This is a genomic window from Streptomyces sp. NPDC057474, from assembly GCF_042802555.1.
Taxonomy (GTDB): Bacteria; Actinomycetota; Actinomycetes; order Streptomycetales; family Streptomycetaceae; genus Streptomyces.
This window is the reverse complement of record NZ_JBHVDX010000119.1, coordinates 14,535-30,364: the sequence shown is the minus strand read 5'-3', so window position 1 is coordinate 30,364 and position 15,830 is coordinate 14,535. Positions and strand designations below refer to the sequence as shown.

Here is a 15,830-nt window from a genome sequence, read left to right as displayed (position 1 = left end):
CTGTTGAGTTCTCAAGGAACGGACGCTTCCTTTGTACTCACCCAAGTTCTTCTCGGGCTTTCCTCCGGGCAGTTTCCCTTCGGTCTTGCGTTTCCGACTCTATCAGATCGTTTTCCGATCCGATTTCCTCGGTGCTTTCCAGGTTTCCGCTTCCGCGTTTCCCTTTCCGGCGGTTCCGACTCTATCAGATCCTTTCGGGCCTGATTCCCAGTCAGCGGGAGTTGTCTTCGCGGCTGTTGGGCCGTTCCGACGTTCCAAACCTTAGCGGATCTGCTCGGCAGTTCCCAATCGAGGCTGTCGAACCCAAATCGAATTGAATTCGGGCGTGCCGAATTCATCCCGGTTGGGAGATCGTGCTGGTTGGTTTGGGTGCCGCTTGAGCGGCGGAGGCGCTGCCGCAGAACCGTTACGGCTCCGTGGCAACCCGAAGAACTTTACGGATCGCGGGGTGGACTGTCAAGCCTCCCCAGGGTGCCCCGCGGCCAAACCTCGGGCACCCCTCAAGCGACGGCCTCAGTCGAGGTCGGTGAGGCGGCCGCCGGCGTCCGGCTGGGCGTGCTCGACGCGACGGAGGAGCCGGGTCAGGACCTCGCCCAGGACCATGCGTTCCAGGGGAGAGAGGTCCTGGAGGAGGTCCTCCTCGAAGACCGAGGCGAGGCGCATGGCCTCCAGCCACTTCTCGCGGCCCTCGGGGGTGAGCTCGACGATGACGCGTACGCGGTTGGTCTCGTCGCGCTCCCTCGTCACCAGGCCCTCGGCGACCATGCGGTCGATGCGGTGGGTCATGGCGGCCGGGGTGAGGCCGAGCCGCTTGGCGAGCTCGCTCGGGCCCATGCGGTACGGGGCGCCGGAGAGGACGAGTGCCTTGAGTACTTCCCACTCGGCGTTGCTGATGCCGAGCGCCGAGGTCTGGCGGCCATAGGCGACGTTCATCCGGCGGTTGAGACGGGACAGCGCCGAGACGATCTTCTCGACCTGGGGGTCGAGGGCCTGGAACTCGCGCTGGTAGGCGGCGATCTGCTCTTCGAGTGTCGGCTCGGCGCTGCCGGAGATGCCTGGGGTGTCGCCCATGCGCGAAGTATGGCACGCCGCTGCTTGGCATCGAAGTCCTTCGATGTGTACTGTTTAGGTTCTAAGTTTTAGCTTCGAAGTCTTCAGTGTTAACGCTTGAGCTGGCGGCTTCTCTTACGTAGGCAGGTGAACGTGACCAGGGGGATGGGCGCAGCGATGCGCCGGATTCATGTGGGCAACGCGCTCGGCGCGTTCGGACTCGGCTTCACCGTCCCGTATCTGTACGTCTATGTGGCGCAGGTGCGGGATCTCGGTGCGACGACGGCGGGGCTTGTGCTGGCGGTCTTCGCCGTGGCCGCGCTGGTGGTGCTGCCCTTCGCCGGGCGGGCCATAGTCCGGCGCGGCCCGCTTCCGGTGCTGCTCACCGCCCTGGTCACCGCCGCCGTAGGGTCGCTGAGCCTGGGGCTGGCCGCCAGTGCGACGACCGTGCTGTTGTCCGCGGCGGCGCTGGGGGCGGGGCAGGCCGTGATGCAACCGGCCCTCGCGACGATGATCGTCGACTGGTCGAGTGCAGAGAACCGGTCTCGGGCCTTCGCCACTCAGTTCTTTCTGCAGAACCTCGGGCTCGGGGTCGGGGGGCTGATAGGCGGGCATCTCGTCGATGCCACGCGCGCGGGGTCCTTCACCCTGCTGTTCTCCATCCAGGCGGCGATGTTCCTGCTGCTCGTGGGTGTGATGGCGACCGTGCGGATGTCTCGGGCTCCGAAGGTCGAGGGTGTGCCCACGGGGACGACGGCCAAGGGGAGCTGGAAGCGGCTGCTCGGCGATCGGGCCATGGTGCAGCTGTCGGTGTTGGGGTTCGTGCTGTTCTTCGCCTGCTACGGGCAGTTCGAGTCGGGGCTCAGTGCGTACGGCGTAGAGGCGGCCGGGATATCGACGTCCGCGCTCGGGACGGCCTTGGCGGCCAACACCGCGGTGATCGTGGTCGCGCAGTTCGCCGTGCTGCGGTTCGTGGAGCGGCGTCGGCGGTCGCGGGTGATCGCTGCCGTGGGGCTGATCTGGGCCGTCGCGTGGGGAGTGGCCGGGTTCGCCGGGCTGGGGCAGACGAGCGAGGCCATGGCGACCGCCGCGTTCGTCTCGACGTACGCGCTGTTCGGTCTCGGTGAGGCCATGCTGTCGCCGACCGTCGCGCCGCTGGTGGCCGATCTGGCGCCGACGGGGATGGCCGGGCAGTACAACTCCGCGTTCGCCCTGGTCAAGCAGCTGGCGCTGGCGGTCGGGCCGGCGGTGGGTGGGCCGATGGGCGCCTCGCTGCACACTCCTTACATCGTGACGTTCCTGCTCTTCTCCCTGGGCATCACGGTGCTGGCGCTGCGTCTCGGTCGGCAGCTCAGCGGCGTACAGGACCAGCCGTCGTCGGCGAGGAGCCGGGTCGTGGCTCGGGGTGGGGCGGCTGCGGAGTCGTCGCTGGCCGCGTAGGAGAGGCCCTGGTGTCCGCGCTCACCCCGCGCGAACGGGAGATCCTCACGCTCGTCGGGGCGGACTGCCCAACCGGGAGATCGCCGGCACCCTCAATCTGAGCCCCGACACCGTCAAGGACCACCTCCGGCGCATCTACACCGCCGGACCGGCGGGTGCCCGAGTCCGTGTGACGGCCCGGGTGACACCGGTGGTGGTCGTGGGGGTCGCCACCCCGGCTCAGGCCGACCCCCGTGGCAGGGCGAACTCGCACCACACCGCCTTGCCGCCGCCCGGAGCCCGGCGGCTGCCCCAGTTCGAGGCGATGGTGGCGATGATGGCGATGCCCCGGCCGGACTCGTCGGCGGGTGCGGCCCGGCGGCGACGCGGAAGGTGGTCGTTGCCGTCGGTGACCTCGACGATCAAGCGGCGGTCGGTGCGGCGCAGGCGCAGGCGCATCGGTGGGATGCCGTGCTGGAGGGAGTTGGCGACGAGTTCGCTGGCTGCCAGGACGCCCAGGTCGTGGAGTTCCGGCGGGAAGCGCCAGCTGGTCAGGACGCCGGAGGCGAAGGCCCGGGCCCGTGGGGCCGCTTCCACGCCGCCGAGGAGTTCCAGGGCGGCGTTGCGGAAGAGTTCGCTGTCGGGGCCGACGCGGGCGGGGTGGTGGAGGACGAGGACGGCCACGTCGTCGTCGTGGTCGGCGGTGACGCCCGTCGAGCGGACCAGGCGGTCGCAGACGACCTGGGGGGTGCCCGTGGCGCCGGACAGGGCGCGTTCCAGGGCGGCGATTCCCTCGTCCAGGTCCTCGTTGCGGCGCTCCACGAGGCCGTCCGTGTAGAAGACGGCCGTGGAGCCGGGGCCGAGGGGGATCGAGCCGGAGGAGTGGGTCCAGCCGCCGGTGCCGAGCGGGGGGCCGGTCGGTTCGTCGGCACGCAGGACCGTGCCGCTCTCGTCGCGGACGAGGATGGGCAGGTGGCCCGCGGAGGAGTAGACCAGGCGGCCCTCGTTGGGGTCGTGGACGGCGTAGGCGCAGGTGGCGATCTGGTTGGGGTCGATCTCCGTCGCGAGACCGTCCAGCAGTTGGAGCACCTCGTGCGGGGGGAGGTCCAAACGGGCGTAGGCGCGGACGGCCGTACGGAGCTGGCCCATGACCGCGGCCGCCCGCACGCCTCGGCCCATGACGTCGCCGATGACAAGGGCCGTGCGGCCACCGCCGAGGGTGATGACGTCGTACCAGTCGCCGCCGACGGCGGTCTCGGTGCCGCCGGGGTGGTAGACGGCGGCGATGCGTAGGTCGTCGGGCTGTTCCAGCTCCTGCGGGAGGAGAGAGCGCTGGAGGGTGACGGCGGTCTCGCGCTGGCGGCGTTCGCTGGCGCGGAGGCGCTCGGCGGCTTCGGCGTGGTCGGTGACGTCGGCGGCGAAGATCAGTACGCCGCCGTCGCTCTGCTCGGTGCCGCTCGGTACGTCGACGGGGGTGCAGGTGATCGTGTAGCTGCGGCCTCCGGGGGCTTTGCGGGACTTGACCGTGCGGGACTTGGAGCTGCGCAGGACCTGGTCGAGGAGCGGGAGGAGGCCGAGGGCGTCCAGCTCGGGCAGGGCCTCGCGGGCCGGTTCGCCGAGCGGGCGTACGCCGAAGGCCGCGACATAGGCGTCGTTGACGTAGGCCGTGCGGTGGTCGGAGCCGTGGACGAGGGCGACTAGGGCCGGGATGCGGTCGAGGATCTCGCGGGTCGGGAGGTCGTCGACGGCGGGCACGGTCGGTGTGTCGTCCGGGGGGTCGTCGGTCTGTCGTTCGACGCGGGCCGCGGGCACGGAGCCTTCTCCCCGCCGGTCCGGGGTGACCGTGTGTTCGGTCCGCGCTGCGGCGCGGCGCTGCGTACCGGGGAGCCGGGCGCTCCAGCGCGTGAAGTTCACCGAATCCTTGCCTCGTGCCTCGTCTTGTCGTCTGTGGCCGGATCCGGCCGGTGGCCCGGGGGGTTGCCCCGGGTGCGGCGGTGGGGGGCGCCTGGTCGTGGGTACGTGTGGGCGAGGGGTGGCCCCGCCCGAGATCATGGATCACGTCGCGGACCAGTCTGACCGACCGGACCGACATCCGTCAGACGTCGGCCTGAACGGTGGAGTTCCTGAATCCGGTCAGGACGACCCCTTCGGGTTCTCAGGAGGCTTTCCACCGGCCGCGAGTTCGAACTCCGCACGGGGATGTTCGAGTGATCCGAGCGACACGATCTCCCGTTTGAAGAGCCCGGAGAGGGTCCATTCGGCGAGGACCCGGGCCTTGCGGTTGAAGGTCGGCACCCTGCTCAGGTGGTACACGCGGTGCATGAACCAGGCAGGGTAGCCCTTCAGCTTTCGCCCGTAGACGTGGGCGACGCCCTTGTGCAGGCCCAGGGAGGCGACCGAACCGACGTATTTGTGCGAGTACGTCTGTAGCGGCTCGCCGCGCAGGGAACGGGCGATGTTGTCGCCGAGGGCGCGGGCCTGGCGTACGGCGTGCTGGGCGTTGGGGGCGGTCTCTTTGCCGGGTTCGGCCGTGACGTCGGGGACGGCGGCCGCGTCGCCGGCGGCCCAGGCGTGCGCGACGCCCTCCACGGTCAGCTCGGCCGTGCACTTCAGCCGCCCGCGCTCGTTCAGCGGGAGGTCGGTGGCGGCGAGGATCGGGTGCGGTTTCACACCGGCCGTCCAGACGACCGTACGGGTCGGGAAGCGGGCCCCGTCACTGAGGACGGCGACGCGGTCGGCGCACGATTCGAGGCGGGTGTGGAGGCGTACGTCGATGTTGCGGCGGCGCAGCTCGGTGACCGTGTAGCGGCCCATCTCCTCGCCGACCTCCGGGAGGATGCGGTCGGAGGCCTCCACGAGGATCCACTTCATGTCCTCGGCCTTCACGTTGTGGTAGTACCGCGCGGTGTAGCGGGCCATGTCCTCCAGCTCGCCGAGCGCCTCCACGCCCGCGTAGCCGCCGCCCACGAAGACGAAGGTCAGGGCGGCGTCGCGGATCGCGGGGTCGCGGGTGGAGGAGGCGATGTCCATCTGTTCGATGACGTGGTTGCGCAGGCCGATGGCCTCTTCGACGGTTTTGAAGCCGATGCCGTAGTCCGCGAGCCCGGGGATGGGCAGCGTGCGCGAGATCGAGCCGGGGGCGAGGACCAGTTCGTCGTACGTCAGCTGCTCGGAGCCCGTGCCCTCCTCCTCGGTGGCGAGGGTGTCGAGGGTCGCGATGCGTTTGGCGTGGTTGATCGCGGTGGCCTCGCCGATGACGACCTTGCACTGGTCGAGGACGCGGCGCAGCGGGACGACGACATGGCGGGGCGAGATGGAGCCTGCGGCCGCCTCCGGAAGGAAGGGTTGATACGTCATATAGGGGTCGGGGGACACGACGACGATCTCGACGTCACCGCGTCCGAGTTCCGGTTTCAGCTGTCGCTGCAGACGCAGCGCTGTGTACAGCCCGACGTAGCCGCCGCCGACGATGAGAATGCGCATCGGTTCCTTCACCATCCCATGACGCACCTTGCTCGTTGGTTTGTCCACAGGCCCGGCAATTTGTGTGACCGGTCGCCGTGGGGGCGCGGGGTTGGCCGATTTACCGGCGTGTGCGGCAGGTGCACAGGTCAGATGGTGTGAGCCGGGTGGCAGGAGGGGGCGCAAACCGGACGTAAACCGCCCGTACTCCGATCAGGGGGCGCTCCGTGCGGAACGTGCCCCTTCTGAATTGACTCCCTCTCAACTATGTTCGTGTGTCGACGGGGTGTAGGGGGGATGCGTTCAAGAGGTTCGGTGGGGTCCGGGATCCGGGTTGGATCTTCGGGTTCGGGTTCCGGGTGGGTCCGCGACGGGCGGGTCGGCTCGGGGTCGGCTCTCCGACGAAGGGAATCGGGGACCGCCGAGGACCTTGGACGCTCGTTCCGCCGCTCCGGCTTCCGATGACGGGGAGAGTCTCCGGGGGGAGACGTCATTACCGGGGGAACACGTATGCATATTCAGGAGTCTCATTGGTCGTCCGCGTCCACCATCGCACCCAGCGGTGCGATGGTCTCGGCGGGCGGCAACGGACGCGGTGACGGAGTGCGGTCGACTCCGCTCCGCGTGGACGCACAGCGCAACCTCGAGCACGTGCTGCGCGCGGCGCGCGAGGTCTTCGGCGAGCTGGGATACGGCGCGCCGATGGAGGACGTGGCCCGCCGCGCGCGGGTCGGTGTCGGCACGGTGTACCGGCGCTTCCCGAGCAAGGACGTCCTGGTCCGGCGGATAGCCGAGGAGGAGACGTCTCGGCTCACCGAGCAGGCCAGGGTCGCGCTCGGGCAGGAGGAGGACCCGTGGCAGGCGCTGTCGCGGTTCCTGCGGACGTCGGTGGCCTCCGGTGCCGGGCGGCTGTTGCCGCCGCAGGTGCTGCGGGTCGGCGTCGCCGAGGACGGGTCCGGCGGGATCGGCGGGATCGGCGTGGACGAAACGCGGGTGCCGCAGCAGCGGGTTCAGCCGACGGCCGAGCTTCGGTTGGTTTCGGCTGATTCGGGTGCGGGTTCTGCTGGAGCCGCGGGTGCCATCGGTGCCGGTGCCGGTGGTGGGCCGGTGGACGATGCCGGCGCTTCGTCGCTGCTCGAGGTTGTGGGGCAGTTGGTGGAGCGGGCTCGGGCTGCCGGCACGCTGCGGCAGGACGTGACCGTGGCGGATGTGTTGTTGGTGATCGCCACGGGAGCGCCTGCGTTGCCGGATGCGGCGCAGCAGGCTGCCGCCTCGGCTCGGTTGCTCGACATTCTGTTGGAGGGGTTGCGGTCTCGGCCGGCCTGATCGTGGTCGGCTGAGGTTCGCCCAGGGGCGGCGTGGGGTGTTTTTCGCCCCCGCCGCCCCTTCCCGTTCAGCGTCACCAGGGGCGCTGCCCCTTCGACCCCGGACTGCTTCTGGGGGCTGCCGCCCCAGGCCCCGCTGGAAGATGAGGGGTGCGCTGTCGTGACACCTTCGCGTTACTCATATGGGTGAAGCCGTGTACTGAGGTCTGGGAGCCCCTTCGGACGAGTGGTATGCCCGTAGTGCCAGGGACTGAACAAAAGCCAATATGGCACTCTGCCCTGGTGTTCGGGACTGGGTCGGCAGGTGGCGGGGGCTTCCGCGATGGGTGTTGACGGGCGGGACGGGTCGCTGGGTGAGGATGGGACCGACGCCGGTGGGCGGGGTTTTCCGAGGTCGGAGGCGGAGCCTCAGGTGCCCGGCCAAAGGAGGCGTGGGGTTCCGGCGCAGTGGGATCGGTTCGGCTCCGGGGTGCTGCCGCCGCGGGCGCCCTCCGACGCCGATCTGATCGAGTGGATGCGGTCGGGGGACGACTCGGCGTACGAGGAGTTGTACCGGCGGCATGCGGAGGCCGTGCGGCGGTATGCGCGGACCTGCTGCCGGGACGCCCACACGGCCGATGACCTGACGGCCGAGGTCTTCGCCCGGACGTTGCAGGCGGTACGGGGCGGCTCCGGTCCGGAGCACGCCGTACGGGCTTATCTGCTCACGTCCGTACGACGGGTCGCCGCCACGTGGACGAGTTCCGCCAAGCGGGAGAAGCTGGTCGACGACTTCGCCGTGTTCGCGGCGCAGGCCTCGCGCGGGGCCGAGGTGTCGGAGGCGACTGCATCCATGAACCCCTTCGGAGCGGGGCTCGGTCTCGGCGCGGATGTGCGGGCGATGCACGAGGCCGAGCAGTCGATGGCGATGCGGGCGTTCCGTTCGCTGCCGGAGCGGTGGCAGGCCGTGCTGTGGCACACGGAGGTCGAGGACGAGTCGCCGAGCGAGGTCGCCACGCTCTTCGGACTGGACGCCAACGGGACCCGGGTGCTGGCCAGTCGGGCACGGGAAGGACTCAAACAGGCGTATCTGCAGGCCCATGTGAGCACCACGCTCGCCGGGAACTCGGCGGAGTGCGGGCGTTACGCCGACCGGCTGGGCGCGTACGCCCGGGGAAACCTGCGGACGCGGGCCGAGCGGGGGCTGCGCGCCCATCTGGAGGAGTGCGCGGCCTGCCGACTGGCCGCCGGGCAGATCAAGGAAGTCGCAAGCGGGATCCCGGCCGTCGTACCGGTCGCGGTCATCGGGTGGTTCGGAGCGGCCGGGTACGCGAAGGTGGCCGCGCTCGTCGCCGGTGGCGCGGGGGCCGGGGCGGCCGGGGCCGCGGGTACGGCGGCCACCGCGGGCGGTGGCTCGGGCGGGACCGCCGTGGAGGGGTTCGGCGCACCGATGAAGGCCGGGATCGCGGTGAGTGTCGCCGGGATGGTCGCCGCGGCGGTGGCGCTCGCGCTGGCGAGCGACGACGTGGAGCCCAAGGAGCCGTCGGCCAAGCCGCCCGCCTCGCAGGCCGTCGAGGCCGCGCCGGAGGCGGATCCGTCGACGCCGCTGGAGGAGGAGTCCGCGCCGGGCGCGCCCGCGGTGGTGGTGCCGGTGTCCAAGCCGTTGCCGACACCGACGCCCTCGCCGTCGCCGTCGCGGGCTGTGACACCGGCTCCGTCCGCGAAGGCGACGCCGACTCCCACGCCCACTCCGACACCGACACCGACTGCTGCGTTGCCGAAGCCGTCGCCCACGCCGACCCCGACGCCCCCACCCCCACCCCCGCCTCATCCCCCGGCCGTCTATCAGTGGAGCGAGCTGCGGTACGGCGTCCTCGGAGACGGCACCGAGCCCGAGATGCGGCTCGGGAAGAGCGGTTGGGTCTGGCAGCGGTACGGGGTGTCGATCGCCGGGAATCGGTATGCGAACGGGGTGACCGTGCACGGCCACTCCTCCGTGACCATCGATCTCAACCGCCGGTGCGGCTCGTACGACGCGCTCGTCGGCGTCGACGACATGACGCACGGCCTCGGCAAGGTCTACTTCTCCGTCTACGGCGACGGGGTCCGGCTCTGGAAGTCCGGGCTGGTGCGGGGTGGGGATCCGGCGGTCCCGGTCCGCGTGAATCTCAGCGGGCGGGAGACGGTGCGGCTGGTCGTCGAGCCGCACAGCCACTACGACCTGCCCGTGTTGGCGGACTGGGCGGAGTCGAGGTTCAGCTGCGAGTGAGGGTTCGGGGTCGGCCCGGGTTCAGGGGCGGGTTCAGGGGCGGGTGTCTTTTCGGAGGGCCCTCAGGGCCTTTGACAGGTCGGACAGGGCATCGGTCCGGGTGTAGGCCGCGCCTGTGGCGATGAGGTCCTGGAGGGCGGCGGGGGCGTCTGTGGGTGGGGTGTCCGCCCAGATCTCGGAGATGAGGGTGGGGAGTTCCCCCCGCCTCTGTCGGGGCGAAGCCCCGTTCGAGGCACCCGGCCCCGCGGCCCTGCGCGGCCACGCCGGCCTGGTCGTCGCCCCCGCGTCGCCCAGCGCGCCCCATTCGGGACTACGCCCGTCTCACCGTCCCCCCTCACGCCCAACGCGCCCCATTCGGGACTACGCCCGTCTCACCGTCCCCCCTCACGCCCAACGCGCCCCATTCGGGACTACGCCCGTCTCACCGTCGCCCCCGCGCCCAGCGCGCCCCTCTGGGGAGTGATGCCGGCCGGTACCGCGCGTTGTCTTGCCGGGGTGCCTGTCCAGCAGGTGCCGCGGCGGGAGAGAAGGCGGCGTAGCCAGAGTTCCAGGGCGACCAGGTCGGCGAGGCCGTCCAGGGGGAGGGGTTCGCCCTCGGCGGCCGCTCGGAGGGCCTTGCGGACCACTCGGGCTTCGACGAGGCCCGCCTGGGCCAAGAGAGGGGTGTCGAAGAGGGTGATCAGGGTGTCGGCGGCCACGCGGAGGCCGGTGCGGGCGGCGGCGGTGGAGGTGGCGTGCGAGGGGGCGCCCCAGCCGGGCGGGAGGTCGGTGACGCCGGCGCCCTCCAGGACCGTACGGAGGATGGCGGCGCGGGCGCCCGGCTGGACGCGCAGGGCCTCGGGGAGGGCGCGGCAGGCGCGGACGACCTGGTTGTCGAGGAAGGGGGTGTGGAGGCGCTGGGAACGGATCTCCGCCGCCTGCTCCAGGACCCTCAGGTCCGCCGCGTGGCGGGCCAGGGCCGCACGGGCGCGGAAGTCGCCGGGGCGCTGGCCGGGGCCGACGCTGGGGCGGCCCGTCGTCGCCCCCAGGCGAATCGATACTTCTGCCAGGGCCTCGCCGGTGAGCCAGCGGGCCGCTGGGCCCGGTCTGGCCCAGGTGAGGGCGGCCAGGGAAGCGCCCACCGCGCCGCCGGGTTCCTCGAAGCGGCGTTGCATGAGGCGGTTGGCGAGGACTTCGACGCCGGCGCGGTACGGGGTGCGGGCCAGCTTCCGCGCGGCACTGTAGACGCGCGCGGGGACCATCACCGAGCCGTCCGCCCTGGCGAGGGCGGCGACCGGGCGGACCAGGTGGCGGCGTTTGCGGTCCATGAGGAGGTCGGCGAGGCGGGCGGGATGGGCGTCCAGGGCCTGGCGGGCGCCGTAGCCGGCGAAGTGGTCCGCGCTGCCGGAGGCGAGGCGGGCGCGGTGGCGGGCGGCCGTCACCAGGGCGGGGCCCGGTTCGTCGGTCAGAGGGACTTCGAGGTCGGCGTACGGCAGGACCTCCTCGCCGCCGGTCACGACCACGTGGTGGAGGCGGGGATTGGCGGCCAGGGTGCCCGCGCGTTCCAGTTCGGTCTCGCGGCCGGAGGTGGCCAGATCGTTGAAGGTGACCGCGAGGAGGCGTTCGCCGGCGCCCGTGCCGTGGCCGAGGACCGTGCCGGGGGCGCCGGGGAGGCCGGCGGCGAGCAGGGCCAGGGTGCCGGAGGCGGGGCCGCCGGAGACGTCGGCGCCGATGCCGGGGACGGGCATGCCGCGGGCGGCGCGGCGCTCGGCCGGGCCCATGCCGGGGACCGGGCCGGGGTCGACGTCCGGGACGTGCCGGGGGGCGGACAGACGGGTCCGTACGGCCTCGACGAGAGCGTCGCGGACGGCGTCCACCGCGCTGGCCGGGTCGGCGGAGGGGGCGGCGACGGCGAGGGAGGCGACCGGCTCGTAGCCGGCGATCTCGCGTGCCCCGGCGCGCAGGATCAGTGTGTGCCCCGGAGGAATGCGGCGCACGCCGTCGTACGGGGTGGAGTCATGGAGGGCGTCCGGTACGTCGGGGGCGGCGAGCAGGGCGGCCAGGTGCCCGAAGTCGAGGTTGGCCTCGATGAGGTCGGCGAGAGGGAGAGCGGCGGTCGCGTACGCCGTGCCGCCCGCCCAGGGGGTGTAGAAGACCGGGCGCGCGCCCGCGAGGTCGCCGCAGACGGTGACCCGGCGGCCGACCTGGACGACGGCGGTGTAGCTGCCCGGCCAGGCGGTGAGGTGGCGCAGGGCACCGCCGCGGGCGGCGAACAGGCCCACGCGCAGCTGCTCGTCGGAGGCGCCGCAGATGCCGAGGACGGCGATCTTCGTCTGGGCGTCGGCCGTCACCACGCGCACCTCGTCGGGGCGCCAGTCGCCGACGGCCCACAGCGGGTCGGGGTCGCCCCACAGGATGTGGGACCCGACCGGGTGCACGGTCTCACCGTCGTGTCCGGTCGCGCCCACCGAGCCGAAGACGGGCGCGCCAGCGGCGGTACTGCTCCATCCCACCAACCACCGCATCGACGCCTCCACAGGCTGTGGACAACCGGTGCACCGCACGAACGGCTCCCATGCTGCCACGAAGGAGGCTTGTCGGAGGGCGTGTGGCACGGCTTGCACACCGGCAAGTGCGCCCCCGGGGCGCCTTGAGCGCTCCCCCGTCACACCCTCAAGTCCCTCTTGAAGAGGGGCAGTCGACAAAGGTGGACCCCGGGTCTACGACGTGAATGCGCCCCCGGTACGCTCCCCCAAAACACCTAACGCGCCCTCAACGCACGTGGTCGGAGCGGTATTCACCCTCGACGGCCACCGACGATTTTCGGCCAAATCGGCCCTGAAGGGCGAAGTTGGCACACCCGCTGTACCGGCCCCGATGACGACACAGCGTCAACGCACAGTCCGGGAGGCGGAGTTCGCCTCCCGGACCGGTCCGCCGCCCGCGGGGATGTAGGCGGCGGTGTCCCCCAGCCCACTGGATCCAGTACAGCGGGCCGACCCACGCACGACCATGGAACCGCTCCCCCGATGGCCGGAGAAGAGCGCACGGACAGGCGCACGGCCACACAGCGGGAGCACGTGACAACACTCCGTACTCTGCCCGCACTTTCGTACGGACCACAATCCCGCCATCCGGATTTGGGCCCCTTAACGCTTGGGATGCGGCGAACTACGCTGGGTTTACGAATGCCGCGTGCCTATGCCGCCGCGGCAGCCGTCTGTTCGAGGGGTGGCGCAATGTCCAGGGAGCAACGCGGGCCGAACGAAAAGCTCGGCGCCGTTCTCGCCCTCGCGGGAATCAGCAACGCAGGACTCGCGCGTCGCGTCAACGATCTTGGCGCTCAACGCGGGTTGACACTTCGCTACGACAAGACCTCGGTGGCGCGGTGGGTCTCCAAGGGCATGGTCCCCCAGGGCGCCGCGCCGCATCTCATCGCGGCCGCGGTCGGCCAGAAACTCGGCCGCCCGGTGCCGCTCCACGAGATCGGCCTGGCGGACGCGGATCCCGCCCCCGAAGTGGGCCTCGCCTTCCCCCGTGACGTCGGACAGGCGGTGCGGGCGGCGACAGAGCTGTACCGCCTCGACCTCGCCGGCCGCCGCGCCGGCGCCGGCGGCATCTGGCAGTCCCTCGCCGGATCGTTCGCAGTGAGCGCATACGCAACGCCCGCCTCACGATGGCTGATAACCCCGGCCGACAGTTCGGTGGCGCGCGAGGCGGGCTCCGCGGAGGGCTCCGGGTCGCCGCTGAAAGTCGGCCACAGCGATGTGCAGAAGTTGCGGGAGGCCGCCGAGGACGCCAGGCGCTGGGACTCCAAGTACGGAGGCGGCGACTGGCGTTCGTCCATGGTGCCGGAGTGTCTGCGGGTCGAGGCGGCGCCCCTGCTGCTCGGGGCGTACTCCGACGAGGTGGGCCGCGCGCTGTTCGGAGCGTCCGCGGAACTCACCCGCCTCGCCGGCTGGATGGCTTTTGACACGGGTCAGCAGGAGGCCGCGCAGCGGTACTACATCCAGGCACTACGGCTCGCTCGGGCCGCGGCCGACGTGCCGCTGGGCGGGTATGTGCTCGCCACGATGTCCCTGCAGGCGACCTACCGCGGCTTCGGCGACGAGGGCGTCGACCTCGCGCAGGCCGCGCTCGAACGCAACCGGGGGCTGGCCACCGCGCGCACGATGAGCTTCTTCCGGCTCGTCGAGGCGAGGGCGCATGCGCGCGCGGGCGACGCGGTGGCCGCCGGGGCGGCTCTCAAGGCCGCCGAGGGGTGGCTGGAGCGGGCGCGCGACGGCGACAGCGATCCGACCTGGCTGGGGTTCTACGGCTACGACCGGTTCGCCGCGGACGCCGCGGAGTGCTACCACGACCTCAAGGCGCCGCGTCAGGTGCGCCGCTTCACCGAACAGGCGCTGTCGCGGCCGACGGAGGAGTTCGTACGCTCGCACGGGCTGCGGCTCGTCGTCTCGGCGGTCGCCGAGCTGGAGTCCGGCAACCTCGACGCGGCGTGCGAGCAGGGGGTACGGGCGGTGGAGGTTGCGGGGCGCATCTCCTCGGCTCGCACCACCGAGTATGTGAAGGATCTGCTGCATCGGCTGGAGCCGTATGGGGATGAGCCGCGGGTGATTGAGCTGCGGGAGAGGGCGCGGCCGCTTTTGATGACACCTGCGTAAGCGCTCCGCTTGGCTGCCGGACGCCTACCCGTCTGCCGGGTTTGTGTGATCTTGCGGCTGCGGGTGCGTCGTCGTTTCTCGCGCCCACGCGGCGAAGCCGCGTATCGATGGAGCCCCGCGCTCCTTGAGGGGCGCGGCCCTGGGCGCCCGGCATCGAGAACGTGACCAGCGCCATGCAGACGGCTTCCGGGTTTGAGGGCATTGTCAGTGGTGCAGTGCACTATCGGAGTCGGGAGGTGGGGCGCGTGCGGAGGCAGGGCGCGTACGACTGTGATGTGCTCGTGGTCGGCGGCGGGATCGTCGGGCTGTCGACGGCATATGCGATCACGCGGGCCGCGCCGGGCACGCGGGTCACCGTGCTGGAGAAGGAACCGGGGCCGGCCCGGCATCAGACCGGGCGGAACAGCGGCGTCATCCACAGCGGGATCTACTACCGGCCCGGGTCGCTGAAGGCGCGGTACGCGGTCAAGGGCGCCGCCGAGATGGTCAAGTTCTGCGCCGAGTACGGCATCGACCACGCCGTCACCGGAAAACTGATCGTCGCCACCGAGCGGTCGGAGCTGCCCCGGCTGCACGCCCTCGTGCAGCGCGGGCGGGAGAACGGGATTCCGGTGCGGGAGCTGGGCGCCGCCCAGATCGCCGAGTACGAGCCGGAGGTGCGCGGGCTCGCGGCCATACACGTCGGCACCACCGGGATCTGTGACTTCGTGGGGGTCGCCCGGCAGCTCGCGCGGGCGTCCGGCGCCGAGATCCGGTACGGCGCCGAGGTCGAGCGGATCGACCGGCGGGCCTCGCTGGGGGTGGCCGTACGGATCCGAGGCGGTGACGTCGTACGGGGGCGGGTCCTGGTGAACTGCGCCGGGCTGCACTGCGACGAGGTGGCCCGGATGACCGGGGACGAGCCCGGCATGCGGATCGTGCCGTTCCGGGGGGAGTACTACGAACTGGCGCGGCCCGAGCTGGTCCGTGGACTCGTGTATCCGGTGCCCGATCCGGCGTTTCCGTTCCTCGGGGTTCATCTGACCCGGGGGATCGACGGGGGCGTCCACATCGGGCCCAACGCGGTGCCGGCGCTGGCCCGCGAGGGGTACGGGTGGGGGACCGTGCGGATACGGGAGCTGGGGGCGACGCTGGCGTGGCCCGGATCCTGGCGGATAGCTCGACGGCACTGGCGGTACGGGGCGGGGGAGCTTCGGCGGTCCGTGTCCAAGAAGGCGTTCACCGGGGCGGTGCGGAGGTTGTTGCCGGGAATCTCGGAGGGGGATCTTGTTCCGGCTGCGGCTGGGGTGCGGGCGCAGGCCGTGCTTCGGGACGGGACGCTGGTCGACGACTTTCTGGTTCGAGAGGGGGCGCGGGCGGTGCATGTGCTGAACGCGCCTTCGCCTGCGGCTACGGCTTCGCTGCCGATCGGTAGGGAGGTGGCTCGGCGGGCGCTGGCCGCGTTGGCCGGGGTGTGACGGGCGCTCGGCCGAGAAGCGCCCGGCGGCTCGGGCTGGCCGGGGCCCGCTCCGCCGCCACCGCGGACGCACACCGCCGTACCACCAAGCTGACCGACGTCGCCCGCAGGTGGATTTCGCCCGCCGGCGCCCGCCGGCGCCCGCCGGCGCTCGCCGGGTGCCGCTGCGCCCGCCCGCCCTCACGCTTCGCTTGAGCGGGAGGGACCCCCATCGCCCCTGACGGCAC

The 15,830-nt window shown here is 71.6% G+C and carries 9 protein-coding genes; 5 read left to right on the top strand and 4 right to left on the bottom strand.

Annotation, left to right across the window (positions count from 1 at the left end; all coding sequences use genetic code 11):
* Positions 1–513: 513 nt before the first annotated feature.
* Positions 514–1,071, bottom strand: a complete 558-nt coding sequence (locus tag ACFU53_RS28445; protein WP_383998291.1) for a MarR family winged helix-turn-helix transcriptional regulator — start codon at positions 1,069–1,071, stop codon at positions 514–516.
* A gap of 144 nt (positions 1,072–1,215) precedes the next feature.
* Here ACFU53_RS28445 and ACFU53_RS28440 point away from each other — a divergent pair, with 144 nt between their 5' ends.
* Positions 1,216–2,490 (top strand): MFS transporter, encoded by a 1,275-nt coding sequence (locus tag ACFU53_RS28440; protein ID WP_383998293.1) that lies wholly within the window; start codon positions 1,216–1,218, stop codon positions 2,488–2,490.
* Between the two features lie 219 nt (positions 2,491–2,709).
* Here the strand turns inward: ACFU53_RS28440 and ACFU53_RS28435 are convergent, their stop codons facing one another.
* A complete protein-coding gene (locus ACFU53_RS28435; protein WP_383998288.1) occupies positions 2,710–4,383 on the bottom strand; it encodes a SpoIIE family protein phosphatase in 1,674 nt (557 codons plus the stop codon).
* A gap of 219 nt (positions 4,384–4,602) precedes the next feature.
* Positions 4,603–5,967 carry an NAD(P)/FAD-dependent oxidoreductase gene (locus ACFU53_RS28430; protein WP_383998286.1) on the bottom strand — a complete coding sequence of 455 codons (1,365 nt, stop codon included), beginning with the start codon at positions 5,965–5,967 and terminating at the stop codon, positions 4,603–4,605.
* 474 nt (positions 5,968–6,441) lie between these two features.
* Here ACFU53_RS28430 and ACFU53_RS28425 point away from each other — a divergent pair, with 474 nt between their 5' ends.
* Positions 6,442–7,257 carry a TetR/AcrR family transcriptional regulator gene (locus tag ACFU53_RS28425; RefSeq protein WP_383998283.1) on the top strand — a complete coding sequence of 272 codons (816 nt, stop codon included), beginning with the start codon at positions 6,442–6,444 and terminating at the stop codon, positions 7,255–7,257.
* Between the two features lie 321 nt (positions 7,258–7,578).
* Complete coding sequence (locus ACFU53_RS28420) at positions 7,579–9,504, top strand: sigma-70 family RNA polymerase sigma factor (protein WP_383998280.1); 1,926 nt, start codon at positions 7,579–7,581, stop codon at positions 9,502–9,504.
* Between the two features lie 410 nt (positions 9,505–9,914).
* Here ACFU53_RS28420 and ACFU53_RS28415 read toward each other — a convergent pair whose 3' ends face one another.
* Positions 9,915–12,008 carry an asparagine synthase-related protein gene (locus ACFU53_RS28415; protein ID WP_383998277.1) on the bottom strand — a complete coding sequence of 698 codons (2,094 nt, stop codon included), beginning with the start codon at positions 12,006–12,008 and terminating at the stop codon, positions 9,915–9,917.
* A gap of 714 nt (positions 12,009–12,722) precedes the next feature.
* Between ACFU53_RS28415 and ACFU53_RS28410 the strand changes: the two genes are divergently transcribed.
* Positions 12,723–14,147 carry an MFS transporter gene (locus ACFU53_RS28410; protein ID WP_383998276.1) on the top strand — a complete coding sequence of 475 codons (1,425 nt, stop codon included), beginning with the start codon at positions 12,723–12,725 and terminating at the stop codon, positions 14,145–14,147.
* Positions 14,148–14,392: 245 nt separating this feature from the next.
* Positions 14,393–15,604, top strand: a complete 1,212-nt coding sequence (lhgO, locus tag ACFU53_RS28405; protein WP_383998273.1) for an L-2-hydroxyglutarate oxidase — start codon at positions 14,393–14,395, stop codon at positions 15,602–15,604.
* The last annotated feature ends 226 nt before the right edge of the window (positions 15,605–15,830 follow it).